The sequence below is a fragment of the Mycobacterium asiaticum genome (assembly GCF_001673365.1).
GTDB lineage: Bacteria > Actinomycetota > Actinomycetes > Mycobacteriales > Mycobacteriaceae > Mycobacterium > Mycobacterium asiaticum_A.
This window is the reverse complement of record NZ_LZLS01000209.1, coordinates 1-23,905: the sequence shown is the minus strand read 5'-3', so window position 1 is coordinate 23,905 and position 23,905 is coordinate 1. Positions and strand designations below refer to the sequence as shown.

Sequence of the window (23,905 nt, the reverse complement as noted above, 5' to 3'; positions counted from 1 at the left end):
GGCACACGCGGATCTGCGTGAACCGCACCGATCGCTCGGGCCGAACCAGCCCAGAACGGCTTCACTCTACACTGGCTAACTCCCGCTGCGGGCCTTCCCTAGGGGCGGGCTGCGCTGCTGATGTCCTCGACGCACACGACGAATCGCCGCTGCGGGTAGGTGTAGCCGAGGCCACTTGCGCACTGGTCGGCGGAGACCGGCGGATCAAGGTCCTTGAGGATCTGCGTGGCCCGCTGCCGATTCGGCACGGCGGCGTCGTTGCAGTCGACGCGGAACGGGTCGACGGTGTGCTGTGGATCCACACTCATGCAGCCACCGATCACCCAGTCGATGTCCAGGCAGACGGTGTTTTTGGCGCCGCTGATCGAGTTATGGGTGGAATACGACGAGTCGACGTCGGTCGGACACTGCGCACGGTCGCCGACGGACGCGACGACCCGGAAGTTGGATGCCGGACCACCGCACGGCGCTTTCGCGGCCTCCGGTTGAGCGGCCGTACCGCCGAGTTTGAGACAGTCCCCCACTTTGAATTCGGTGATGTCGGACCCGTCGGTCCGCGCCGAACAACCCGTCGATGCGGCAACCGCCAGAGCCAAGCTGCTCACGGCCCGCAACGCGCCCAGGATCAGCGGCGCAGACCCAGTCGCTCGATCAGCGAACGGTAACGGGCAACGTCAACCTGCGTGAGGTACTTGACCAGCCGCTTGCGACGTCCCACCAGCAGCAACAGGCCGCGGCGCGAGTGATGGTCGTGCTTGTGGACCTTGAGGTGCTCGGTCAGGTCCGCGATGCGCTTGGTCAGCAGCGCGATCTGCGCCTCCGGCGATCCAGTGTCGGTCTCATGCAGACCGTAGGACTTCAGAATCTCTTTTTTCTGCTCGGCAGTAAGCGCCACGAAACATCTCCATCAATAGGTCCGCGATCAGAATTAACGGCACGGCCACCGCGAACCGCAGCACGCGCCGACGTCGTGTTTATTCGACGGGCAGTTTAGCAGCGCGGAGCTCCCCGGCCCCAATCCGTCGAGTCAGCCCGCGGAGAGCAGGCTGCGGGTGCGCTCGGTGTCGTTGCCGATCTCGGCGACCAGCTCGTCGATCGAGTCGAACTTCATTTGGCCGCGGATGCGCGCCACGAAGTCCAACGCCACATGTTGGCCGTATAGGTCCGCGGAGGTGTCCAGCACGAAAGCCTCCACGGTGCGGGTGCGCCCGGAAAAGGTGGGGTTCGTCCCGACCGACACCGCCGCCCGGTACCGCTCACCGGGGACGACCGTGCCGGTGGCCGGACCGTGGCCCAACACGGTGAACCAAGCCGCATAGACGCCGTCGGCCGGGATCGCCGAGTACATCGGCGGCGCCACGTTCGCGGTGGGATAGCCCAACTCGACACCGCGGCCGTAGCCGCGAACGACCACGCCCTCGACACGGTGCGGGCGGCCCAGCGCTTCGGTGGCCGCCACCACGTCGCCGGCGTCGACGCAGGAGCGGATGTAGGTGGAGGAGAACGTCACGGTCTCGTTGCTGTGGTGCTCGGAGAGCAACGACATGGCTTCCACCGCAAAGCCGAACCGGTCGCCCGCCTTGCGCAGGGTTTCGACGTTGCCCGCCGCCTTCTTGCCGAAGGTGAAGTTCTCCCCCACCACCACCTCCACCACGTGCAGGTTCTCGACCAGCAACTCGTGGACATAGCGTTCGGGAGTCAGCTTCATGAAGTCGGTGGTGAACGGCATCACCAGGAACACGTCGATACCCAGCTCTTCAACCAGCTCTGCGCGGCGGGTCAGGGTAGTCAGCTGGGCGGGGTGGCTGCCCGGATACACCACCTCCATGGGGTGCGGGTCGAACGTCATCAGCACCGACGGCACGCCCCTGGCCCTACTGGCCTTCACCGCATGCGCTATCAGTTCGGCGTGCCCGCGGTGCACCCCGTCGAAAACTCCTATGGTCAGCACGCATCGGCCCCAGTCTGTGGGGATCTCGTCCTGGCCGCGCCACCGCTGCACGACCGCAAGCCTAATCCGGCTGCCCGATGAGGCGTGCTGGGATCCCGCGGGCCTAAGATTTGTGGTTGTGAGGGCTGACGAAGAGCCTGGTGGGCTCACCGCGGTTGCCCAGGACTATTTGAAGGTCATTTGGACGACCCAGGAGTGGTCCCCCGATGGAGCCCCGCAAAAGGTGAGCACCAAGCTCTTGGCGGAGAAGATCGGGGTGTCGGCCAGCACCGCTTCGGAGTCGATTCGCAAACTCGCCGAGCAGGGGTTGGTCGACCACGAGAAATATGGCGCCGTCACGTTGACCGAGGCCGGTCGTCGAGCGGCGCTGGCGATGGTGCGCCGGCATCGACTGATCGAGACCTTCCTGGTCAATGAACTCGGTTACAGCTGGGACGAGGTGCACGACGAGGCCGAGGTGCTCGAACACGCGGTGTCGAACCGACTGATGGCCCGCATCGACGCCAAGCTCGGGTTCCCGCAGCGCGATCCGCACGGCGACCCGATCCCTGCCACCGACGGCCAGGTGCCCACCCCGCCGGCGCGCCAGCTGTGGGTCTGCGACGACGGGGAAACCGGGAAGGTGGCGCGAATCTCCGATGCCGACCCGGAGATGCTGCGCTATTTCGACAGTGTCGGAATCAACTTGGACTCGCAGTTGCGGGTGCTGACCAGACGCGAGTTCGCCGGCATGATCTCGGTGGCGATCGAGTCAGGCGACGGCGATGCCACCACCGTCGAGCTGGGCAGTCCCGCGGCCCGGGCTATCTGGGTGGTCTGAGCTGGCTTTGGCTTTTGGCTTTTGGCGCGAGCCGAACCTGGCTGCGAATTTCAGCCTTCTATTTCGCCGTGCGGTTCGGTTCGCGGGGGGTCGTTGTCAGCCGCTGAGTAGTCCCTTGGCGATGTGGGTGACCTGGACCTCGTTGCTGCCGGCGTAGATCATCAGCGACTTGGCGTCGCGGGCAAGCTGTTCCACCCGGTACTCGGCCATATAGCCGTTGCCGCCGAACAATTGCACCGCCTCCATCGCGACGTCGGTCGCCGCCTCGGAGGAGTACAGCTTGATCGCCGACGCCTCGGCCAGCGTCAGCGGCTTACCGGCCTGTTGACGCTCGATGGTGTTGAAGACCATGTTCTGCACGTTCATTCGGGCGATCTCCATCTTCGCCAGCTTGAGCTGGATCAGTTGGAACTGCCCGATGTTGCGGCCCCACAAGGTGCGACTCTTGGCGTAATCCACACACAGCCGGTGGCATTCGTTGATGATGCCCAACGCCATCATCGCGATCCCGATCCGTTCGGCCGAAAAACTGGCGCGGGCGCTGTCGCGTCCGTCACCGTCGCCGTGCTGTTCGCTCTCACCCAACAATCGATCCGGACCCAGCCGCACGTTGTCGAAGAACAGCTCTCCGGTGGGCGAGGACATCATGCCCATCTTTTTGAACGGCTTGCCCTGCGTCAGGCCGGGCATGCCGGCGTCGAGCACGAAGACCAACACGGGCCGGATTCGTTTGTCTACCGTCGAGTCACCCTCGTCCAGTTTGGCGTAAACGACCAACACATCCGCGTACGGACCGTTGGTGATGAACGTCTTCTGTCCGTTGAGGATGTAATCCTGGCCGTCGCGTTTGACGTAGGTCTTCATGCCACCGAAAGCATCCGATCCGGAGTCCGGCTCGGTGATCGCCCACGCCGCAATCTTGTTGAGCGTCATCAGGTCTGGCAACCAGCGTTCCTTCTGCGCCAAAGTGCCGCGGCTCATGATGGTGGCAGCACCCAGGCCCAGGCTCACCGACGCGGTGCTCAACAGTCCGATGCTGACGCCGGCAAGCTCGGAAATCAGCACCGCGGCCATCGACCCCTGCGCATCGAAACCGCCTGAGCCGCCGCCACTCTCGTCGACCTCGCCGCCGTCTTGTCGGGCGCGCTCGCGATCGAGCATGTTCTTCACCGCTTCGGCGGCCATGACGTCCAGCCCGAACTGGCTGAACAGCTTGCGCGCGATCGGATATGGAAGCAGCTCACCGGTTTCCAGCGCGTCCAGGTTGGGCCGGATCTCTTTGTCGATGAACTGGCGAACGGTGTCGCGCACCAGCAGATCGGTCTCGGACCACTCGAACATGGCTCAGCGTTCGGCGCGCTGGTAGGCGGTGACGACGGCGGCGCCACCGAGCCCGATGTTGTGTTGCAGTGCGGCCGTAACATTCTCGACCTGGCGGCGCTCGGCGGTGCCGCGCAGTTGCCAGGTGAGTTCGGAGCACTGCGCCAGACCCGTCGCTCCCAGCGGGTGACCCTTTGAAATCAGCCCGCCGGAAGGATTCACCACCCACCGTCCGCCGTAGGTGGTTTGGTTGTCGTCGATCAGCTTGGGGGCTTCCCCCTCGTCACACAACCCCAGCGCCTCGTAGAGCAACAGCTCGTTGGCCGAGAAGCAGTCGTGCAGCTCGATCACCTGGAAGTCCTCGGGGCCGAGCCCGGACTGTTGGTAAACCTGTTGGGCGGCTTGGACATTCATGTCGTACCCAATGATGTTGCGGGCACTGCCGTCGAAGGTGGACTCGAAGTCGGTGGTCATCGATTGTCCGACGATCTCCACCGCCTGACCCGCCAGGTTGTGCCTGTCGACGTACTCCTCGCTGGCCAGCACCACCGCGGCCGAGCCGTCAGAGGTGGGCGAGCACTGCAGTTTCGTCAGCGGATCAGAGATCATCTTCGCGGCCAAGATGTCGTCCAGGGTGTACTCGTCCTGGAACTGCGCGTAGGGGTTATTGACCGAGTGCTTGTGGTTTTTGAAGCCGATCTTCGCGAAATGCTCTGCGGTGGTGCCGTATTTCTTCATGTGCTCACGACCGGCCGCACCGAACATCCACGGCGCCACCGGAAAAGCGAACTCATCGATCTCGGCCAGCGCCTTGACGTGGTTACCAAGCGGCGACTCTCGGTCCTGGGCGCCGCCCTGCAGCGAACCCGGCTGCATCTTCTCGAACCCCAGCGCCAACACGCAGTCGGCCAGCCCGCCCCGGATCGCCTGCGCGCCCAGGTACAGCGCGGTGGATCCGGTCGAACAGTTGTTGTTAACGTTGACGATCGGGATGCCGGTCAGGCCCAGTTCGTAGAGGGCGCGCTGGCCGGAGGTGGAGTCACCCGCCACGTAGCCGACGTAGCCCTGCTCGATCTCGGTGTATTCGACGCCGGCGTCGGCCAGCGCTTTGGTGCCGGACTCCTTCGCCATCTGCGGGTAGTCCCAGCCTTCTCGGCGGCCAGGCTTCTCGAATTTCGTCATGCCCACACCGACGACATAAACCTTGTTCGGCATGATTGCCCCTTTCGTTGGCTACGACGTGTGACCCAGTCTGCAATGACGTACTACTGGAGCCTCCTGCGACCCCGGTATTCGGCGATCTCTCTTGATGGAGTCCGGTTCGCAATCGTCCTAGCAGGTCCATCCAGATGAGCTGAATCTGCTGGCTCAGCGGTGGCTAGACGATATGGAGTTGCTATGGAGTGCGCACTGAACGGCGTTCCTCCGCAGCTGCCACGACTCACACAAGTCACGTCTGCACCGGCGCTAACATATCTGCAGGATATTTTAGGTCTCGAAGTGTGTATTAGACATAACTGATGTGGCCGCCTTACGTTGGTCAGAGCCGACAAGCGGAGGAGATCACCGAGTGAGCGAGACTTCAACAACAGGCCCATTTCGCCACTGTTGGTGGCCGATTTCTCCCACGCTCTCGCCGGGCCGTTCTGCACATGACGTTCCGGGATCTGGCGCGTGTGGGGTCCACCACTTGTTGACGGCGAAAGCGCTTATCACTTGGGCGTGAACCGCACCAAGCGCAGCGTGGTTCTCGACATGCGCGAATCCGAAGATCTCGCGACCGGGCGACTCAACGAAGTCTCGGCCCCCGCGGTGTTGCCGCCGCCGCCTCGATCGCCCGGCCTGGCTCGGGGACACCGCCAGCCGCACCTGTCCGCCGCCATCGCGGGAAAGGCGCCAGTGTTGTTGCCGCCGTGGCTGTTTCGCCCGCCCCATGTGACTCCTGTCCGGTTGAGTGGTGCATCCGATACACGAGTGCAGCGCAATTCGCTTATGTATTAAGCGGTTTCGATGTTAATCAGTCATCGCGGGTGCTAACTTTCCCGTGGAGATCGACGGGTTTGTAACGTTCGCGCAGTCGGGAGGATCGATAGACGTTCGTTCTAATCGCATCCCCTGAAATCCTTGCCCTAGCAATTACCGGCAACGGCGACGATGGCTTGGACGGAAGCAGCGCGGCTGATGAGAAGCCGTCACGAAGGCTCTACGATTGATCGCTCCCGTGAGTCGCCTGTTCGCCGGATCAGTCTGCGCCGCAGTGATATTCACATACCTTTGTCTAGACGAGCTGCTTCAGACCGCACCACACTCCAGCATCCAGCACGTTTAGCCTGCGCCGCAGACCGCGAACCTCGATATCTCCTCTTTGTTCAACCTTGTTCTGGCAGAATAGGATTCGATTCAACCAGCTGCAGCCCAAATGCATCGGCCTAGTTCGGGATGCGGTACAGTGCAGGCATGACAATCGACAATGCGCATATACCAACAACTTTCGATGATCTGATCGCAGAGGCTATGGCGGCACCTACACCGGGTTGGGATTTTTCGTGGCTGAACGGCCGTGCGACAGAGGAGCGCCCATCCTGGGGTTATCAGCGGCTGATGAGCGAGCGGTTGGCCGGCGCGTCGGCGGCATTGGATCTGCAGACCGGCTGTGGCGAGGTACTAGCCGGGGCGAAGAAATTCCCGCCGACCATGGCCGCCACCGAGTGGTATCCACCCAACGTAGCCCTGGCGACCAAACTCTTGCACCCGCGCGGCGTGGTGCTCGTCGCTACAACCGACGAGCCGGTTTTACCGTTCGCCGACGGAGCGTTTGACTTGGTGACCAGCCGCCACCCCCATGACGTCGGGGGTTGGTGGCCTGAGATAGCGCGGGTGCTCACGCCTGGCGGCACTTATTTTGCCCAACACAACGGTCCCGACACGATGCTCGAACTCATCGAATTCTTTCTCGGGCCGCAGCCTGGAGCAGGTGCCGAGCGCCAGCCCGAGGCCGAAAGGCAGGAGGTAGAGGCGGCAGGACTGCAGATGATTGATCAGCGAGTGGAGCACTTGCGCGTGGAGTTCTTTGACATTGGCGCAGTTATCTATTGGCTGCGCAAGGTGATCTGGGCTGTGCCCGACTTTACCGTCGACCGCTACCGCGACCGACTGCTTGACCTTCACCAATCTATTCAGGACGACGGTCCCTTCGTCACGCGTGCAATCCGAATGCTCGTTGAAGCCCGCAAGCCCGGCTAAGGTCCCGACCACCCTCGCCGAGGGGTCGCTGAGAAATCATTTGGAGTGTCGAGTCACAGCAGGAAGAAGGCGCGAGGCGGGTCGTCACCATTGCTTCAGCTCAACGTCGCTGGGCGGATCACCACCACCGAGCTGGTTCGCGGGCCGTCGTCCTGCAGCAGCGAAATCACCCGTCCGTCATCGGCGGTGGCCGCATAGACGCCGTCGATACCGGCGGGCGACAACGCCCGGCCGTTGCGCGCGGCGTCGGTTTCGGCGGTGCTCAGATCGCGGCGCTTGAACATCAGCAGGCAGGCTTCGTCCAGGCTCAGACTCAGTCGCGGGCGCTCGGCCAGCTCGTCCAGCGACACCGCGTGGCTCAGGTCGAAGCGACCAACGCTGTTGCGCCGCAACGATGTCAGATGACCGCCCACGCCGAGCGCGTCGCCCAGGTCGCGCGCCAGCGCGCGGATGTAGGTCCCCGACGAGCAGTCGACCTCGACGTCCAGATCCAGCAGATCTGCCGTCCGCCGGGTCGCCAGCACCTCGAACCGGTCGATGCGCACCGGACGAGACGGCAGCTCGACGGACTGACCGTCCCGGACCAGTTGGTAGGCGCGGCGGCCGCCGATCTTGATCGCGCTGACCGCGGACGGAACCTGTTCGATGTCGCCGCGCAGCCCGTCTAACGCGCGTTCCACTGCGTCATCGGTGACATGCTCAGTCGAAATAGATTGCAGCAGTTCACCTTCGGCGTCTTCGGTGGAGGTCGACTGACCCAGCCGAATGGTGGCGGCATACGACTTCGAGGTGGAGCTGAGCAGTCCCAGAATCTTCGTCGCGCGCTCGATTCCGATCACCAGCACACCGGTGGCCATCGGGTCCAGCGTGCCCGCATGGCCGACCCTGCGGGTGGCAAAGATCCGTCGGCACCGCCCCACCACGTCGTGACTGGTCATACCGCCAGGCTTGTCGACCACGACCAGACCCGGCTCGAGTCCGCTCATAACACGATCGCGGTCAGCACCAGGCCGCCCTCGACCGACCAACGCCCGGTCAACGAGGTCAAGGGCGGACCGGTCAGCGCCGCCGGGTCGATCAGGATGCGAGAGACGAACTGACCTGTACTGGGTGTGGTGGCGGCAAAGGTGATGTGTGCGTCCTCGAAACCCAGCCACCGCTTCGTCAACGGAAACCACGCTTTGTACGTCGCCTCCTTGGCGCAGAACAAGATTCGGTCCCAATGCAACCCGTCCGGCATTGCTCGGGGAATCTCGGCGCGCTCGGCGGGCAGGCTGATCGCATCCAGCACCCCGTTGGGCAGCACGTCGTGCGGTTCGGCGTCGATACCCACCGAACGGACCGCGCCGCTGCGTCCGACCACCGCGCCCCGGTAGCCGGTGCAGTGGGTGAGGCTGCCGACGATGCCGTCCGGCCAGCAAGGTTCGCCCTTGTCGCCCTTCAGAATTGGCGCAGGCGCCACTCCGAGTTCGCCGAGAGCGACCCGGGCGCAATGCCGGACGGTGATGAACTCGCTGCGCCGTTTGGCCACCGACTTGGCGATCAGCGGCTCCTCTTCGGGCAGCGGTGTGAGTCCCGGCGGGTCGGAGTACAGCTCGGCGTAACCCATCTCGTCGATCAGGGTGCCGGGCAACAGCGACGACACCAGCATGCGTCCCGTCACCGGGATTGCCGCTGCCGCAATCGTTCCCGGAACTGCGTTGCCTGCGCCTTCATCTCCGGCGTGATCACGAAATGGCCGCCGAAATCGTTGAGGTAGCCGGGCGCGTACTCGGGATCCGGCAGCACCTGCCGCAACCAGCTGTAGGGTTTGCGGCGCCGCCATTCGCGCGGGTAGCCCACCGATACCTCTTCGAATCGCACGCCGTCGTACCAGGTTGTCCGCGGAATGTGCAGGTGCCCGTAGACCGAGCAGATCGCGTTGTAACGGGTGTGCCAGTCGGCGGTCTTGGTGGTTCCGCACCACAACGAAAACTCGGGGTAGAACAGCGCATCACAGGGTTGGCGCACCAACGGAAAGTGGTTGACCAGCACGGTGGGTTGCATCCAGTCGAGTTGCTCGAGCCGGTCGCGGGTCTTGGCGAGGCGATCCCGACACCAGGCATCGCGGGTGGGATACGGCTCGTAAGAGAGCAGGAACTCGTCGGTGCACACCACATTGCGTTCCTTGGCGATGGCAATGCCCTCGGCCTTGGTGGCGGCTCCTTCCGGCAAGAACGTGTAGTCGTACAGCAGGAACATCGGCACGATGGTGGCCGGGCCGCCCCGCTCGGTCCACACCGGGAAGGGATGCTCGGGGGTGACCACGCCCATCTCGTCGCACATATTGACCAGGTAGTCGTAGCGCGCGCGGCCGAAGATCTGCATCGGATCTTTATTGGTGGTCCACAGTTCGTGGTTGCCGGGGACCCAGATCACCTTTGCGAATCGCCGTCGCAGCAAGTCCAGCGCCCAGCGGATCTCGTCGGTGCGCTCGGCGACGTCCCCGCACACGATCAGCCAATCGTCGGGCGACGACGGGTGCAGCGACTCGGTGACCGGCTTATTTCCCAGGTGACCCGTGTGCAAGTCCGAGACAGCCCACAGCGTCGGTTGACCGCCGCCGCCCGCCTCATGCCCTGTCACGACTCCCCAGCCTAACGGTCGACGAATACGACACGGTTTGCCGCGGGATAACCCTCCGCTAGCTGGAACAAGTTCTCGTTCCTCTGTGACTGTGCTCACCCGACTTGTACACTCCCGGCAATAGATCAGCCAAAGAGCGGGGGGTGTCGTGTTCGCCAAGATGCGTTTGGCTGCAGCGCTGAGTGCGCTGACTGCAGCGGTGATCGTCGGAGTCCAGTGCGCGCCATCGGCACCCGTCGCGCGCGGCCCCGTCGAATTGCGCTACACCGCGCAGCCGATGGAAACCACCATGAAAAGCCCGATTGTGGCGACCACCGACCCCAGCCCGTTCGACCCGTGCCGGGACGTCCCGTACGACGCGCTTCAGCGGCTCGGCCTCGCATTCACCCCTCCCGAGCCTCAGGAGGGGTTGCGCTGCCAGTTCGACGCCGGGAATTACCAACTGGCCGTGGAGCCGATCGTCTGGCGAACCTACGCCCAGACCCTGCCCCCCGACGCCATCGAGACCACGATTCAAGGGCATCGGGCCGCCCAGTATTGGACGCTGAAGCCGACGTATCACAACAGCTTCTGGTACATCTCCTGCATGGTGACGTTCAAGACCAGCTACGGGGTGATTCAGCAGACGCTGTTCTACTCCACGGTCTACTCAGAGCCCGATGTCGACTGCCCGTCGACCAATCTGCAACGGGCCAACGATCTGGCGCCGTTCTACAAGTTCTGAGCTGATTTCCTAACCTGGGGGATGTGACAACTACATCCATCGCACGCGACCAGCTCAAACTGCGCGCGCTGGCCAGCGGAGTTGGCCGCAGAGCCGCGTTGGGCTCACTCGGTACGGCGTTGGGCCTGCCGCGCGCGACCACTCGCTACACCGTCAACCGAGTCGGAGTTCCGATGCGCGACGGCGTCGAGCTGGTCGCCGACCACTACGCGCCGCAGACCACCGAGCCCCGGGGTACGGTGCTGGCCCGCAGTCCATACGGGCGCGGCATCCCGTTCAACCTCATGTACGCCAGGCTCTATGCCGCCCGCGGCTACCACGTGGTGCTGCAAAGCGTGCGCGGAACCTTCGGGTCGGCCGGGGAGTTCGACCCGATGGTCAACGAAGCCGCGGACGGCGCCGACACCGTGGAGTGGCTTCGTCAGCAGCCGTGGTTCACCGGCACCTTCGCCACTGTCGGCCTGTCGTATCTGGGTTTCACGCAGTGGGCGCTGCTGAGCGATCCGCCGCCGGAGCTGGCCGCGGCCGTGATCACCGTGGGACCGCACGACTTTTGCGATTCGACGTGGAGCACCGGGACGTTCGCGGCCAACGACTTCCTGGGCTGGAGCGATATGGTCTCCCACCAGGAAGACCCCGGACGCATCCGGGCCGGGATTCGCCGGATACGAAGTCAACGCAAAGTTGCGCGTGCCGTTGGCGAGCTACCGATGGGAACGGCGGCACGCACTCTGCTCGGTGACGGTGCGCCATGGTTCGAATCCTGGGTGGAGCATGCCGACCCCACCGATCCGTTCTGGGACAGCATGCGGTTCCCCGATGCGCTGGACCGCGTCGAGGTTCCGGTGCTGTTGATCGGCGGTTGGCAGGACATTTTCCTGCGCCAGACGCTGCAGCAGTATCAGCACCTGCGCGACCGTGGCCGCAAAGTCGCGCTGACGGTCGGCCCCTGGACGCACGTCCAGATGGTGTATAAGGCCTTGCCGGTCAGCGCCCGAGAAACCCTGGACTGGTTGGACGCCCACCTGGGCGGTGCGCCGGCCCTGAAACGCCCGAGCCCGGTGCATGTGTTCGTCGCCGGCCAGGGTTGGCGACATCTGCCGGACTGGCCGCCGCAAACCACCGAACGGCCGCTGTACCTGCAGCCCTACGGGCATCTGGGCGAGACTCCCCCGGAGACCAAGACGCGGCCAGCGAACTTCCGATATGACCCGGCCCACCCCACCCGCACGATCGGTGGTCCGTTGTTGTCCCCCGATGGCGGCTACCGCGACGACACCCGGCTGGCTCAGCGCGACGACGTGCTCAGCTTCACCGGCGCTGCCCTCAGCCAGGATTTGTTCGTCTACGGCAACCCGGTGCTCGAATTGGCGCACAGCTCCGACAACCCCAACGTCGACCTGTTCGTTCGGGTCAGCGAGGTTGATGCCAAGGGCCGGTCCCGCAATGTCAGCGAGGGCTACCGTCGCCTCGGGGACGGGTCGCGCAGGTCACGATGGAACTGGACGCGATCGCCCACCGGTTCAAAGTCGGATCCCGGATCCGGGTACTGCTCACCGGCAGTTGGTTCCCGCGTTATGCACGCAACCTGGGGGCCGGCGAGCCGGTGCTGACCGGACGCCAGCTCAAGCCGGCCACGCATTCGGTGCATTTCGGGGAATCCCGCCTGCTTCTGCCGGTCGGGTCGAGCTCAGAGTCACACGAGGGCGGCGCGGGCCCGGGCGGCGATCTCGGTTAGCGCTTCGGCGCAGTGCACTGGCGTCGCCAGCTCCGGCGCGACGGGCAGTTGCACCCAGCTGGTGCAGCCCGCATAGTCGGGCGTGCGGGTCAGGTGCACCGGTTCGGCGAGCGGGATCGCCGAGACCACCAAGACGGCGAGCTTGTGTTTGGGCCGAAAGTCCAGGCGGTCGGCGCGCACCGACTCGGCGGTCCAGATGTGCAGATCTTCGATGTCCCGCAGCCCCTCGGGGCGGTTGACCGGTAGCGCGGCAACAACTTTGGCGGCGGCGCGGATGATGACTGCAGCGTCGTCGCTGTCCTGGGCCGCTGCTGAGAGCAGGTCCCGGTGTTCGGGCCGGACGCGGTCGGTATGGCTGTGCGCGACCGTCGGGAACAGCAGGAACTCTTGCGCCGCAACCTCGAAGCGCTTTTCGCCGATACCGCCTTTGCGCAGCAGGACGGTTTGCCGTCCGGCGAGCAGGGCGTGCACGGCCGCGCTCCACTCTTTGAGCGCAGCCGTCACTGCGATCCCGCGAGCCGAGCCACGACCTCCGGCCTGCGCAGCGGCGGGACCGACTTGGGCGGCTGGCGTCGTGGCGGCAGCGCATCGAGCAGTCGCGTCGTCACCGCGGTGACTTCGGCGACCGCGGCTTCGAACGCGGCGGCGTTGGCCGCCGACGGCTGCGTGATGCCGCTGACTTTGCGCACATACTGGCGCGCTGCGGCGGCGATTTCGGCGGCGGTGGCCGCGGGCTCGAGCCCACGTAATTCGGTGATGTTGCGGCACATGGTCTCCACGATAAGCGCGGCGCGGCCTTGGCTACGGTGAAAGCCATGACCGACGAGATCCTGCTGATCGACACCGACGAACGGGTACGCACCCTGACCCTGAATCGTCCGCAATCCCGCAACGCGCTGTCCGCGGCGCTGCGGGACCGATTCTTCGGAGCGCTCGCCGAGGCCGAGACCGACGACGGCGTCGACGTCATCATCGTCACCGGCGCCGACCCGGTGTTTTGCGCTGGACTCGATCTCAAGGAGCTGGGCGGACAAACCGCGCTTCCCGACATCTCGCCGCGCTGGCCGGCGCTGACCAAGCCGGTGATCGGCGCCATCAACGGCGCCGCGGTCACCGGTGGACTCGAGCTCGCGCTGTACTGCGACATCCTGATTGCCTCCGAGCAGGCGCGCTTCGCCGACACGCACGCCCGGGTGGGGTTGCTGCCGACGTGGGGGTTGAGCGTGCGGTTGCCGCAGAAGGTGGGCGTGGGCCTGGCCCGACGGATGAGCATGACCGGGGACTACCTGTCGGCCGCCGACGCGCTGCGTGCGGGTCTGGTCACCGAGGTGGTTCCGCACGAGCAGCTGCTGCCTGCCGCTCGTGGGGTCGCGGCCTCCATCGTCGGCAACAACCAGGACGCGGTGCGCGCACTGTTGGCGTCCTACCACCGAATCGACGACACCCAGACCAGCACCGGCCTGTGGCAGGAGGCCACCGCGGCAAGGCAGTTCCGGACCAGCGGCGAGGACATCGCGGCCAATCGCGAAGCCGTGCTGCAGCGGGGCCGCTCGCAGGTGCGTTAGCGGCGATCGCAAGCGCGGCGAAGCCGGGCGCAGTGGGTCGCCGCCATCAAGCCGAGCCAAGTCGCGTTTCGGTTCGGCTGTCAAAAAAGCGCACCTCTTGGGGGTGCGGCGTGATGGCTAACGACTCCCCCGCCCGTACCGCCGTGCGCCGGTCGGTGCGGAACACGATGCGTGGCGTGCGCGAGGACCAGCCCTCCTGACCCACCGGCGTTGCGTAGACGAAGGATTCGAAACCGAGTTCCTCGACGAGTTCGACGTGCACGGTCACCGACCCCGGTGCACCGGCGGCGACCACGTCCCAGGACTCCGGCCGGACCCCCACGAGCACCCGCTCGGTGACGCCGCGGGGCACCGGTATCGCCAAGTCGGGCGACCGCACCGCGCCGTCGGCTACCGATGCGTCGATGAGATTCATCGACGGGGCTCCGATGAAGGTGGCGACGAATGTGTTCACCGGGTTGTCGTACAGGGCACGCGGGGTGTCAACTTGTTGCAGCACACCATCTTTGAGGACAGCCACCCGGTCCCCCATGGTCATCGCCTCCACCTGGTCATGGGTGACGTAGACGGTGGTGGTACCCAGTTGACGCTGAAGTCCCGAGATCTGCGACCGGGTGCTGACGCGCAGTTTGGCATCCAGATTAGACAGCGGCTCGTCCATGCAGAACACCTGCGGCCGACGCACGATCGCGCGCCCCATCGCCACTCGTTGGCGTTGGCCGCCGGACAGCTTTGCCGGCTTACGGTCAAGCAGCTCAGTCAATTCCAGCATGTCGGCGACTTCCCGGACACGCTGGCGGGTGTCAGCGCGCGACATCCCCGCATTGCGCAGCGCGAACCCCATATTGGCCGCCACCGTCATGTTCGGGTAAAGCGCGTAGTTCTGGAATACCATTGCGACGTCGCGCGCCCGCGGCGGCAGATCGGTGACATCCACGTCACCGATCGTGATACGGCCGCTGGCAACGGATTCCAGTCCCGCCAGCATGCGCAGCGTGGTCGACTTGCCACAACCGGAAGGTCCGACCAATACCAGGAATTCGCCGTCGGCGATATCCAAGCTGAGGTTGTCCACCGCCAGCCCGGCAGCGCCCGGATAGCGGTGGGAGACCTCGCGGTAACGGATTTCAGCCATGGCGCATATCCGATAGCTTCCGCTTGATCTGACGGTCGTAGATAACCTGCAATTGCTTTTCGATGCCGCTGAATGTCGCTTTCACGTCGGATCCCTTCAGCCCGATGGTTTCCAGGCCCGCCGCGATGATGCGGTCACCCCCGGGCAGGAAGACGCGCGCATAGTCCTGCGGACGGGTATGCGGAAGCTGCTCGAAAGCAACTCGCGCATTGGGGTTTTCGGTCAGATATTGCTGTTCGCTCGGATCGTCGACCGCCGACTTGCGCACCGCCAAGTAGCCGGTGCGCTGACTGAAGTAGACGGTGGACTGCGGACTGGTCAGGTATGCGATGAACTTGAGCGCGTTCAATTTTCGTTCGTCGGACAGCTTGACCGGGATGGCCAGCCCGGCCCCACCGGTCGGACAGGCGGGCGCTCCGCCGGGACCGGTCGGCAGCGGTGCCACCCCGAAGTCGAATCGGGATGCGGCGGTGATACCGACGAGCGCGCCCGTCGATGCCACCGCGGAGGCCAGAATGCCGGTGGCAAACTCGTTGGCGACATTGTTGGCAACCACGGCGTATCTGTTGCCGTGAATGGAGTCGCGCAGAAAGTTGCCCGCTGAGATCGTTGCCGGGTCGGTGAATTTCAGCGTCCACCTATCGGAATAAGCACCGCCGAAAGCCCAATTCGGCCCTTCGAACGTCCAGGAGATCGCTTCGGAACTCGCCCAACCGTGCGCCCAGTTCCGATCTCCCACCACACGCTGCAACCGCGGACCCCACTCGCCGAACTCCGGCCAGGAGGCGGGCCCGCGATCGGGTAGGCCGGCACGTTCCCACAAGGCCTTGTTGTAGTAGAACAACGGCGTCGAGCGCGCATAGGGCAGTGCGTAGTGCTGGCCGTCGAACTCGTAGTCGGCCAGCAACGAGTCCACATAGTCCGAAGTGTCCACGCCCACCTGCCGCCACAGCTCGTCGAGTGGGGTCAGGACACCGCTCAGAGCGAAATGGAACCACCAACGGTCGTCCAGCACAACGACATCGGGAACGTCGGTGCCGATGAGCGCGGCGTTGAACTTCTGCGCCACCTCGTCGTAGTCCTTGCCGGCGTCGATCAACTTGACCTGCAGATCGGGAAACTCCTGCTGAAAACGCGCGATCAACTCCCGTTCCACCGCGGTGGACATGCCGGGGTGATTGGACCAGAACGAAATTGGGCCGTCTCCGGATTTGATCGCGCCGCTACCGCTCATCCCCGCGCAACCGGCTGTCACCCCCGCCGCGCCGATCAGCGCGAGAAATTGTCTGCGGTCCCAGGTGGTCATGGCTAACCCTTGACCGCACCCGACGTGAGGCCCTTGATCATTTGCCGTTGCAGCGCAATGAATATGAGCAGGATCGGCAGCATCGCCAGCAGTGTCACCGCCATGACCGGGCCCCAGTTGGTCACTCCCTCTGCTTGCTGTAGGAACGTCAACCCCACCGGCAGCGGCGCAACCGATTCGTCGTCGGCCATCAGGAATGGCCACAGGTATTCGTTCCATTCGTTGACTACGGTGATGATGCCGAACGCCACCATGGTGGGCCCCGACATCGGCAGCACCACGCGCAACAGCAGTTGCCACCATCGTGCGCCATCCATTCGGGCCGCTTCGATGACCTCGGTGGGCAACGACAGGAAGTGGTTGCGCATCAGGAACGTTCCGAACGCGACGCCGGCCAGCGGCAGGATGATGCCCGGAAAGGTGTTGCGCAGGCCCAGTTGAGAGATCAACGCGTAGTTGGAGATCACGGTGATCTGGTTGGGCACCATCAGCGCGGCGATGATCACCAGGAACACCGCGTTGCGGCCGGGAAACCGGAAGAACACCAGGCCGAACGCGCTCAGCACGCCGAGCACGAATTTCACCGACGCCAGCGCGGAGGTCAGGATCACCGAGTTACGCAGGTAGGTCCAGAACGGAATCTGTTGCGTGGCAGTCCGATAATTCTGCGGGTGCCAGTGCGGCGGCCACCAGGTCGTCGGCTGCGAATAGATGTCCGGCTGGTCCTTGAACGAGGTGAAGAACACGAATACCAGCGGCCCGGCCACCAGCGCCACCACCAGCAGCATGGCTGCGTAACCCAGCAGACGTGCGGATCTCATTGGCGCTGACCCCGATCCATCACCCGCACCTGGTAGTAGGTGATCGCCAGCAGCACCAGGAACATGACGGTAGCGACGGTGGCACCGTAGCCGGCACGGAAATTCCGGAATGTTTCGAGGTATACCTGGTACACCATCGTGGTGGTGCCGGTACCCTCCGGACCGCCGCGGGTCATGACGTTGATGACATCGAAGACCTGCAACGAATTGATCAGCACGGTGATCGACAGGAAGAACGTGGTTGGTCGCAGTTGGGGCAGCAGCACGCGACGAAACGTGGTCCACCGACTGGCGCCGTCGATCTGGGCCGCTTCCAACAGGTCTCGACGCACTCCCTGCAGCGCCGCTAGGTAGATGACGAAGGTGTAGCCGAGGTTCTTCCAGACGTAGGTGACCACGATCATGAACATCGCCCAGTGCGCGTCCTGGTAGAAGTCCGGCACCCCGGCTCCGATGCGGCGCAGCAGGTCCTGGATCAGACCGAAATGCGGGTCGAAGACGAACTGGGCGGCCAGACCGACCGCCGCACCGGATATCACAAACGGGGCAAATACCGTGGAGCGCACCAGATTTCGTCCGCGTAACCGTTGGTCCAACAGCATCGCCAACGCCAGGCCCAACACCATCGAGCCGATGACCGCGGCCACCGTGAAAACCGCCGTATTGAGCACGATTTGGCGCGTGTCGAAGCGGGTGAACCACTCCGCGTAGTTGGAGAACCCGACGAACTTCGCCTGCGGGTCGGAGATGTTCCAGTCGAAGAACGACAGCCGGATGTTGTCGGCCAGCGGGCGGTAGATAAACACCGCCAGCAGGGCCAGATTCGGCCCCACCAGGACCACGAACAACGCATAATCACCCCACGGCCGACGCCGGGTGCGTTGGGTCGTCACCGGCGCAGTGTAGCGCCGGAGTTCCCGGGCTGGCTGCGGCGATCTTGCACCGCAGAGTATTCTCAGCAGCGCAACTGGTCTGTGGTGGCCTTGTGGCCACGACATCGAACGACACACGCTGGGTCAGGTGTGGCGTGAGAGGGAACCCGGTGAGAATCCGGGACTGTCCCGCAGCGGTATGCAGGAACGACCGCCGTCAACGGCACTGGTCTTCACGACCGGGAAGCGACGGCCACTAGGTGCACCGTTTGGTGCGTGCCTGCGAGTCCGAAGACCTGCCAGTCGTGCTGGGTGCGCCGCACCCAGCGGCGCATCGCCTCGTGGAATGGGCAGAAGTCACCCCGCGGTCACTCGACCGTGCTGGCAGACGTCCTATGGGCGATGAGCATCCCATCGTTCGAAGGACGCTGTCCGTGTCTCGTACCGTTTCACCATTTACCGCAACCACTTTGGGGTCCCCACGCATCGGCCCCAACCGCGAACTCAAACGCGCCATCGAAAGCTACTGGGCTGGCCGAATCGATAGGGCCCAGCTGGAATCCGTCGCCGCCCAGCTGCGCAAGCAGACCTGGAACGAACTGGCCGCAGCAGGCCTGGACTCGATCCCGGTCAACACGTTCTCCTACTACGACCAGATGCTGGACACCGCGGTCCTGCTGGGCGCCCTGCCCGCCCGGTACAACTCGGTCGGCGACGAACTGGACCGCTACTTCGCGGCCGCGCGCGGTACCGCCGAGCTCGCTCCGCTGGAAATGACCAAATGGTTCGACACCAACTACCACTACATCGTCCCGGAGATCGGTCCCGAGACGCAGTTTGCTCTGGATCCGACGAAGGTGGTCACCGAGTTTGAAGAGGCGCAGAAACTGGGGATTCCGGCTCGCCCGGTAGTCCTGGGGCCCATCACCTTCCTGGCCCTGTCGAAGCCGGTCGACGGAGCAGAACCGCCGATTGGTCGGCTGGACGACCTGATCCCGGTGTATGCGACTTTGCTCGCGACGTTGGCAGATCGCGGCGCAGAGTGGGTGCAGTTCGACGAGCCGGTACTTGCCACCGACGTGCTCGACAATCCAGCCGAACTCGCCCGCTACACCTACGGGGCACTCGGCGACCTGTCGCACCGCCCGGCCATTTTCGTGGCAACCTATTTCGGCGAACTCACCGACGCCCTGCCGGCACTCGCCGGTACCCCGGTTGAAGCGATCGGCGTCGACCTGGTGGCCGGCTCAGTCTCCGCAGTCGCCGTTGTCCCGGAGTTGGCGAACAAAACTGTTGTGGCGGGCATCGTCGACGGGCGCAACATCTGGCGCACCGACCTCCAGTCGGCGCTCGGCACGCTGGCATCGTTGCTCGGCTCGGCGGCCCACATCGCTGTCTCCACCTCCTGCTCGACGCTGCATGTCCCCTACACGCTCGACGCGGAGCCCGATATCGATGCGGTCCTGCGGAGTTGGCTCGCCTTCGGTTTTGAGAAGGTGACCGAGGTCGTCGCACTGGCAAAGGGTCTCACGCTCGGCAGAGAAGCCATCGCCGGTGAGGTGGCAGCATCCAACGCGGCGATCGCATCGCGCCGATCCGACCCCCGCCTCCACAACAGCGACGTAAGGGAGCGGCTGGCGTCGATCCTGGCCTCCGGCCACAGCCGCGGCCAGGCAGCCGACCGCCGCAAGAGCCAGGACGCCCGGCTCAACCTGCCCGCCCTGCCGACCACGACCATTGGGTCGTATCCGCAAACCGTCGAGATCCGCAAGGCCCGAGCGGCACTGGTGGCCGGTGAGATCGACGAGACCGAGTACACCAACCGGATGAAGGCCGAGATCGAATCGGTCATCCGGCTGCAGGAGGGGCTTGGCATCGACGTGCTGGTGCACGGCGAGCCGGAACGCAACGACATGGTGCAGTACTTCGCCGAACAGCTCGATGGTTTCTTCGCCACGGCCAACGGTTGGGTGCAGTCCTACGGCACCCGGTGCGTACGGCCGCCGATCCTGTACGGCGATGTCGCCCGCCCCAAGCCGATGACGGTCGACTGGGCCACCTACGCCCAGTCGCTGACCGAAAAACCGGTCAAGGGAATGCTGACCGGTCCGGTGACCATCCTGGCATGGTCGTTCGTCCGCGACGACCAGCCGTTGGCCGATTCCGCCAATCAGGTGGCACTGGCGATCCGGGACGAGACGGTGGATCTTGAGGCCGCCGGGATCGCGATCATCCAGGTCGACGAGCCGGCCTTGCGTGAGCTGCTTCCGTTGCGACGCAAGGACAAAGACGCCTACCTGGACTGGGCGGTGTCCTCGTTCCGGTTGTCGACGTCGGGTGTCTCGGACTCGACCCAGATCCATACGCATCTGTGCTACTCGGAATTCGGCGAGGTGATCGGTGCGATCGCCGACCTGGATGCCGATGTGACGTCGGTGGAAGCCGCGCGCTCACACATGGAGATCGTCGGCGATCTAACAGCCGCTGGCTTCGCCAACAGCATCGGTCCTGGTGTCTACGACATCCACTCGCCCCGGGTGCCCGAAACCAGTGAAATCGTTGACAGTCTGCGCGCAGCATTGTCGGCCGTCGGCCCGGAGCGGCTGTGGGTCAACCCGGATTGCGGTTTGAAAACCCGCAAGACCGATGAGGTCGAAGCCGCGCTGCGCAACATGGTCGAAGCCGCCAAGCACGTTCGCGCCGACGCCTGATTCACCGGAACCGTTGCGCCCCAGTTAATTTCGGGGCGCAACGGGTCACTCGCATGAGATCGGAGGGGCCCGGTGCCCTTGAACACCATTGCGCTGGAATTGGTGCCACCCAATATCGACCGGGGTGCAGACCATGCCCGCGACGAGGCACACAAGGTTCTGCAGTTGTCCGCCGAGGCGGGCATCGCAGGCCGGATCGGTCACGTCATGATCCCCGGGATGATCCCCGAGGACGACGACCGGCCAATCGAGATGAAACCCAAGTTCGACGTCTCGGATTTCTGGTCGGTGATTCATCCCGAACTTCCTCGCGTGCACGGGTTGTGCACGCAGGTCACCGCGTTTCTCGACGAATCGGCACTGCGAAGCCGGCTGACCGAACTCGGCCGGGCAGGGTTCGAAGGCATCATCTTCGTCGGTGTCCCCCGCACGATGAACGACGGAGAGGGCGGCGGCGTTGCACCCACCGACGCGCTGTCGAAGTTCGATGATCTCGTGGCGAACCGCGGCGTAATCCTGATCCCAACACGTGACGGTGAACAGGGTCGGTTTGATTTCAAATGTGATCAGGGCGCCACATTCGGGATGACACAACTGCTCTACTCCGATGCCATCGTGGGATTCCTGCGCGGCTTCGCCCAGTCCAGCGACCACCGGCCCGAGATCCTGCTGTCGTTCGGCTTCGTGCCCAAGCTAGAGAGCAGGGTCGGCCTGATCGATTGGCTGATCCAGGATCCCGGCAACGCGGCCGTGGCCGCCGAGCAGGCGTTCGTCCGGAACCTTGCAGCAAGTGAGCCAGATATCAAGCGCCGCAACTTGATCGGCCTTTACCAGCGGGTCATCGATGGCGTGGCCGAGTTGGGTTACCCGCTGAGTCTGCACTTCGAGGCGCCGTACGGTGTCTCGAAGCCGGCCTTCGACACCTTCGCCGAGATGCTGGCTTATTGGTCACCGCACACGTGAACCGGCTGGAGCCGGTCAGCTGATCACCACCAACAGGTCGCCGCCTTCGACCTGGGCAGTGGCGGCAACCGCGATCCGGCTGACCGTTCCGGCCTTCGCGGCGGTGATCGCGGCCTCCATCTTCATCGCCTCGATCGTCGCCAGCGTGTGTCCCGCCGCCACCGTGTCGCCCTCGGACACGACTACGGTGACCACACCGGCGAACGGTGCCGCGACGTGGTCGGGGTTGGCCTTATCTGCTCTCTCCGACACCGGAAGATCCGAGGCGATCGAGCGGTCACGCACCAGTACCGGTCGCAGTTGACGTTGATAATGCACATCACCGTGCGCATCCCGCGCTCATCGGGGACGCTGATCGCCTCAAGGCCGATCAGCAGTTCCACCCCCTCCTCCAGCTTGACCCGATGTTCTTCACCGTGACGCAGCCCGTAGAAAAACTGATTCGCCGACAGCCGGCTGGTGTCGCCGAACTCTTCGCGATGGGCCTCGAACTCGGCCGTCGGCACCGGAAACAACAGACGATTCAGCGTCGCCTGCCGCTTCGACCCCGGGCAAGCCAGCACCGCTTCGTCCTCGGCCGTCAGCTCCTGCTCGGTGCTTCCAGCGTTGCGACCCTCAAGGGCTTTCGACCGCAACGGTTCCGGCCACCCGCCGGGTGGGTCTCCCAACTCGCCGCGCAGAAACCCGATGGCACTGTCCGGGATGTCGTAACGGCCGGGGTCAGCGGCGAACTCCTCCGCGGTGGCTCCCGCTCCCACCAACGACAGCGCCAGGTCCCCCACCACCTTGCTCGAAGGGGTGACCTTGATCAGACGGCCCAAGACCCGGTCGGCGCCGGCATAGGCGTTCTCGATGTCCTCGAACCGGTCACCCAGCCCCAACGCGATCGCCTGCTGCCGCAGATTGGACAGCTGCCCGCCCGGGATCTCGTGGGTGTAGACCCGTCCGGTGGGCGCGGGCAGTCCAGACTCGAAGGGCGCGTACACCTTTCGCAGCGCCTCCCAGTACGGCTCCAGATCACACAGCGCGGACAAGTCCAGCCCGGTATCGAACTCGGTGTGCGCGGCCGCGGCCACGATCGACGATAACGCCGGCTGGCTGGTGGTGCCGGCCAAGGGCGCCGCCGCCCCGTCGACCGCATCGGCACCCGCGGTCCACGCGGCGACGTACGTCGCCAACTGCCCACCGGGCGTGTCATGGGTGTGCACGTGGACCGGCAGGCCGAATCGTGACTTCAACGCCGTCACCAGGGTGGTCGCCGCCGGAGCCCGCAACAGCCCGGCCATGTCTTTGATCGCCAGCACATGTGCGCCGGCCTCCACGATCGACTCCGCCAGCCGAAGGTAATAGTCCAGCGTGTACAAGTTTTCGGCCGGGTCGGACAAATCCCCGGTATAGGAGATCGCCACCTCGGCGACCGCTGTCCCTGTCTCCCGCACGGCGTCGATCGCCGGACGCATGGCGTCAATGTTGTTTAGAGAATCGAAGATTCGGAAGATGTCCACACCGGTCTGCGCGGCTTCGGCGACGAACGCATGCGCCACCTTCAGCGGATACGGCGTGTAGCCGACGGTGCTGCGACCGCGAAGCAGCATTTGCAGACAGATGTTGGGGAGGGCTTCCCGCAGCGCGGCCAAGCGATCCCAGGGATCCTGCTTGAGGAAGCGCAGGGCGACGTCGTAGGTCGCACCGCCCCAGCATTCGACCGAGAGCAACTGCGGCGTCATGCGCGCGATGTAGGGCGCAACGCGCATCAATCCGCTGGTGCGCACGCGGGTTGCCAACAGCGACTGGTGTGCGTCGCGGAAGGTGGTGTCGGTGACGCCGACGGCCTCCGAATCCCGCAGCCATCGAGCAAAGCCCTCCGGACCGAGTTCGGTCAGTCGCTGCTTCGATCCCGGCGGCGGCACGACCCGCAGGTCGAGTTCGGGCAGCTTGTCACGTGGGTAAACCGCCGACGGGCGCGGGCCGTGCGGCTGATTAACGGTGACGTCCGCCAGGTAATTGAGGATCTTGGTGCCGCGGTCGGCGCTGGAGCGCGCGGTCAAAAGGTGCGGTCGCTCCTCGATGAACGACGTCGTCACCCGACCGGACCGGAAGACCGGTTCGTC

Annotated in this window: 21 protein-coding genes, 2 pseudogenes and 1 riboswitch; of the genes and pseudogenes, 8 read left to right on the top strand and 15 right to left on the bottom strand. The window is 64.6% G+C overall.

Going from position 1 to position 23,905, the window contains the following annotated elements; all coding sequences use genetic code 11:
- Positions 1-98: 98 nt before the first annotated feature.
- From lppU to A5634_RS24445, 3 genes are all read right to left on the bottom strand, one after another.
- The gene (lppU, locus tag A5634_RS24455; RefSeq protein ID WP_065146614.1) at positions 99-623 is read right to left on the bottom strand and encodes an LppU family putative lipoprotein; all 525 of its coding nucleotides are present in this window, start codon (positions 621-623) and stop codon (positions 99-101) included.
- Positions 624-625: 2 nt separating this feature from the next.
- A complete protein-coding gene (rpsO, locus tag A5634_RS24450; RefSeq protein WP_065146613.1) occupies positions 626-895 on the bottom strand; it encodes a 30S ribosomal protein S15 in 270 nt (89 codons plus the stop codon).
- 132 nt (positions 896-1,027) lie between these two features.
- Positions 1,028-2,002: a bifunctional riboflavin kinase/FAD synthetase gene (locus tag A5634_RS24445; RefSeq protein ID WP_065146612.1), complete on the bottom strand. Its 975-nt coding sequence runs from the start codon at positions 2,000-2,002 to the stop codon at positions 1,028-1,030.
- A gap of 67 nt (positions 2,003-2,069) precedes the next feature.
- Between A5634_RS24445 and mntR the strand changes: the two genes are divergently transcribed.
- The gene (mntR, locus tag A5634_RS24440) at positions 2,070-2,771 is read left to right on the top strand and encodes a manganese-binding transcriptional regulator MntR (protein WP_065146611.1); all 702 of its coding nucleotides are present in this window, start codon (positions 2,070-2,072) and stop codon (positions 2,769-2,771) included.
- A gap of 96 nt (positions 2,772-2,867) precedes the next feature.
- Here the strand turns inward: mntR and A5634_RS24435 are convergent, their stop codons facing one another.
- The gene (locus tag A5634_RS24435; RefSeq protein WP_065146610.1) at positions 2,868-4,112 is read right to left on the bottom strand and encodes an acyl-CoA dehydrogenase family protein; all 1,245 of its coding nucleotides are present in this window, start codon (positions 4,110-4,112) and stop codon (positions 2,868-2,870) included.
- Between the two features lie 3 nt (positions 4,113-4,115).
- The gene (locus A5634_RS24430) at positions 4,116-5,306 is read right to left on the bottom strand and encodes a lipid-transfer protein (RefSeq protein WP_065146609.1); all 1,191 of its coding nucleotides are present in this window, start codon (positions 5,304-5,306) and stop codon (positions 4,116-4,118) included.
- 507 nt (positions 5,307-5,813) lie between these two features.
- On the opposite strand from A5634_RS24430, the gene A5634_RS24425 reads away from it, so the two are divergent.
- Together A5634_RS24425 and A5634_RS24420 are read left to right on the top strand one after the other, a co-directional pair.
- Positions 5,814-6,092, top strand: coding sequence for a hypothetical protein (locus tag A5634_RS24425; protein WP_065146608.1), 279 nt, complete (start codon positions 5,814-5,816; stop codon positions 6,090-6,092).
- Between the two features lie 456 nt (positions 6,093-6,548).
- The gene (locus A5634_RS24420) at positions 6,549-7,334 is read left to right on the top strand and encodes a methyltransferase domain-containing protein (RefSeq protein ID WP_065146607.1); all 786 of its coding nucleotides are present in this window, start codon (positions 6,549-6,551) and stop codon (positions 7,332-7,334) included.
- A gap of 95 nt (positions 7,335-7,429) precedes the next feature.
- Here A5634_RS24420 and truB read toward each other — a convergent pair whose 3' ends face one another.
- The 3 genes from truB to A5634_RS24405 are packed head-to-tail and all read right to left on the bottom strand — an operon-like array spanning position 7,430 to position 9,959.
- Positions 7,430-8,320 (bottom strand): tRNA pseudouridine(55) synthase TruB, encoded by an 891-nt coding sequence (gene truB / locus A5634_RS24415; protein WP_065146606.1) that lies wholly within the window; start codon positions 8,318-8,320, stop codon positions 7,430-7,432.
- On the bottom strand, positions 8,317-8,997 hold the full coding sequence (pptT, locus tag A5634_RS24410) for a 4'-phosphopantetheinyl transferase PptT (protein ID WP_065146605.1): 681 nt from the start codon (positions 8,995-8,997) through the stop codon (positions 8,317-8,319). The genes truB and pptT overlap by 4 nt, the downstream gene beginning before the upstream one ends.
- Positions 8,994-9,959, bottom strand: coding sequence for a metallophosphoesterase family protein (locus tag A5634_RS24405; protein WP_065146604.1), 966 nt, complete (start codon positions 9,957-9,959; stop codon positions 8,994-8,996). The genes pptT and A5634_RS24405 overlap by 4 nt, the downstream gene beginning before the upstream one ends.
- 148 nt (positions 9,960-10,107) lie before the next feature.
- On the opposite strand from A5634_RS24405, the gene A5634_RS24400 reads away from it, so the two are divergent.
- Both A5634_RS24400 and A5634_RS24395 read left to right on the top strand, forming a co-directional pair.
- Positions 10,108-10,683: a DUF3558 domain-containing protein gene (locus A5634_RS24400; protein WP_065146603.1), complete on the top strand. Its 576-nt coding sequence runs from the start codon at positions 10,108-10,110 to the stop codon at positions 10,681-10,683.
- Between the two features lie 23 nt (positions 10,684-10,706).
- Positions 10,707-12,421 (top strand): annotated as a pseudogene (locus A5634_RS24395) (CocE/NonD family hydrolase).
- Here A5634_RS24395 and A5634_RS24390 read toward each other — a convergent pair.
- Positions 12,380-12,925, bottom strand: a complete 546-nt coding sequence (locus A5634_RS24390) for a DUF1802 family protein (protein WP_065146602.1) — start codon at positions 12,923-12,925, stop codon at positions 12,380-12,382. The pseudogene A5634_RS24395 and the gene A5634_RS24390 overlap by 42 nt on opposite strands.
- Positions 12,922-13,191: a DUF2277 family protein gene (locus A5634_RS24385; RefSeq protein ID WP_065146624.1), complete on the bottom strand. Its 270-nt coding sequence runs from the start codon at positions 13,189-13,191 to the stop codon at positions 12,922-12,924. The genes A5634_RS24390 and A5634_RS24385 overlap by 4 nt, the downstream gene beginning before the upstream one ends.
- Positions 13,192-13,236: 45 nt before the next feature.
- On the opposite strand from A5634_RS24385, the gene A5634_RS24380 reads away from it, so the two are divergent.
- Positions 13,237-13,986, top strand: a complete 750-nt coding sequence (locus tag A5634_RS24380) for an enoyl-CoA hydratase (RefSeq protein WP_065146601.1) — start codon at positions 13,237-13,239, stop codon at positions 13,984-13,986.
- A 46-nt stretch (positions 13,987-14,032) separates the two neighbouring features.
- Here the strand turns inward: A5634_RS24380 and A5634_RS24375 are convergent, their stop codons facing one another.
- From A5634_RS24375 to A5634_RS24360, 4 genes are read right to left on the bottom strand one after another with little or no spacing between them, the layout of a single operon-like run.
- Positions 14,033-15,121 carry an ABC transporter ATP-binding protein gene (locus tag A5634_RS24375; protein WP_065146600.1) on the bottom strand — a complete coding sequence of 363 codons (1,089 nt, stop codon included), beginning with the start codon at positions 15,119-15,121 and terminating at the stop codon, positions 14,033-14,035.
- Positions 15,114-16,427, bottom strand: a complete 1,314-nt coding sequence (locus A5634_RS24370) for an ABC transporter substrate-binding protein (protein WP_065146599.1) — start codon at positions 16,425-16,427, stop codon at positions 15,114-15,116. The genes A5634_RS24375 and A5634_RS24370 overlap by 8 nt, the downstream gene beginning before the upstream one ends.
- 2 nt (positions 16,428-16,429) lie before the next feature.
- Positions 16,430-17,248, bottom strand: coding sequence for a carbohydrate ABC transporter permease (locus tag A5634_RS24365; protein WP_065146598.1), 819 nt, complete (start codon positions 17,246-17,248; stop codon positions 16,430-16,432).
- Positions 17,245-18,141: a carbohydrate ABC transporter permease gene (locus A5634_RS24360; protein WP_065146597.1), complete on the bottom strand. Its 897-nt coding sequence runs from the start codon at positions 18,139-18,141 to the stop codon at positions 17,245-17,247. The genes A5634_RS24365 and A5634_RS24360 overlap by 4 nt, the downstream gene beginning before the upstream one ends.
- Before the next feature lie 108 nt (positions 18,142-18,249).
- Positions 18,250-18,438: riboswitch (cobalamin riboswitch) on the top strand.
- A gap of 77 nt (positions 18,439-18,515) precedes the next feature.
- On the opposite strand from A5634_RS24360, the gene metE reads away from it, so the two are divergent.
- Complete coding sequence (metE, locus tag A5634_RS24355) at positions 18,516-20,831, top strand: 5-methyltetrahydropteroyltriglutamate--homocysteine S-methyltransferase (RefSeq protein ID WP_081290639.1); 2,316 nt, start codon at positions 18,516-18,518, stop codon at positions 20,829-20,831.
- 72 nt (positions 20,832-20,903) lie between these two features.
- Positions 20,904-21,794, top strand: a complete 891-nt coding sequence (locus A5634_RS24350) for a mycobacterial-type methylenetetrahydrofolate reductase (RefSeq protein WP_065146596.1) — start codon at positions 20,904-20,906, stop codon at positions 21,792-21,794.
- Positions 21,795-21,809: 15 nt separating this feature from the next.
- Here the strand turns inward: A5634_RS24350 and A5634_RS24345 are convergent.
- Positions 21,810-23,905, bottom strand: a pseudogene (locus A5634_RS24345) (pyruvate carboxylase subunit B); the annotation flags it as partial.

Coding starts and splice junctions, on each gene's coding strand:
- A5634_RS24435 (WP_065146610.1), bottom strand. CDS start 4,112: ATGTTCGAGTGGTCCGAGACCGATCTGCTGGTGCGCGACACCGTTCGC.
- A5634_RS24430 (WP_065146609.1), bottom strand. CDS start 5,306: ATGCCGAACAAGGTTTATGTCGTCGGTGTGGGCATGACGAAATTCGAG.
- A5634_RS24420 (WP_065146607.1), top strand. CDS start 6,549: ATGACAATCGACAATGCGCATATACCAACAACTTTCGATGATCTGATC.
- truB (WP_065146606.1), bottom strand. CDS start 8,320: ATGAGCGGACTCGAGCCGGGTCTGGTCGTGGTCGACAAGCCTGGCGGT.
- A5634_RS24385 (WP_065146624.1), bottom strand. CDS start 13,191: ATGTGCCGCAACATCACCGAATTACGTGGGCTCGAGCCCGCGGCCACC.
- A5634_RS24380 (WP_065146601.1), top strand. CDS start 13,237: ATGACCGACGAGATCCTGCTGATCGACACCGACGAACGGGTACGCACC.
- A5634_RS24375 (WP_065146600.1), bottom strand. CDS start 15,121: ATGGCTGAAATCCGTTACCGCGAGGTCTCCCACCGCTATCCGGGCGCT.
- A5634_RS24370 (WP_065146599.1), bottom strand. CDS start 16,427: ATGACCACCTGGGACCGCAGACAATTTCTCGCGCTGATCGGCGCGGCG.
- A5634_RS24365 (WP_065146598.1), bottom strand. CDS start 17,248: ATGAGATCCGCACGTCTGCTGGGTTACGCAGCCATGCTGCTGGTGGTG.
- metE (WP_081290639.1), top strand. CDS start 18,516: ATGGGCGATGAGCATCCCATCGTTCGAAGGACGCTGTCCGTGTCTCGT.